Origin of the sequence: Weissella cibaria, from assembly GCF_004521965.1 — a bacterium.
Classification (GTDB): domain Bacteria; phylum Bacillota; class Bacilli; order Lactobacillales; family Lactobacillaceae; genus Weissella; species Weissella cibaria_A.
On the sequence record NZ_SDGK01000072.1, the window covers coordinates 1 to 393 of the forward strand.

Consider the following 393-nt stretch of genomic DNA (forward strand, 5'->3'; position numbering starts at 1 on the left):
CGTATCAGTGTTATGAAACAATTCGGGTCAGACAGCAAAGAGTATCGCCAACTAAAACGCTTCTGGAAACTACTTAATGAAGCACGGAACCGCACTCGATTACACGACCCACAAAAATCGAATCAATTTTAAGCACGCCTATTTAACTGATAAAGGAGTTATCGACCGCCTACTGGCGCTTTCTGATGAACTGCGTGACGCATACGCTTTCTACCAAGGTATTCTTTACGCCATTGAAACTCGTGATGAAGCTGAACTCAAGTCTATTCTATATCCCAAAAAAATGATGCCCAATACCGCTCATTGCAAAAGGCAATGAAGAAGGCTCGTCGCACTAAAGCGCACGGCATACGGGACGGGTTCCGTAGTTTCAAAAACTTTCGTCTACGTATT

General features: G+C 43.8%; 1 protein-coding gene. It reads left to right on the forward strand.

The genetic code is table 11. From position 1 onward, the window contains the following. The first annotated feature begins 76 nt into the window (after positions 1 to 76). Positions 77 to 319 carry a hypothetical protein gene (locus tag EST42_RS11185; protein ID WP_134645043.1) on the forward strand — a complete coding sequence of 81 codons (243 nt, stop codon included), beginning with the start codon at positions 77 to 79 and terminating at the stop codon, positions 317 to 319. Positions 320 to 393: the final 74 nt, after the last annotated feature.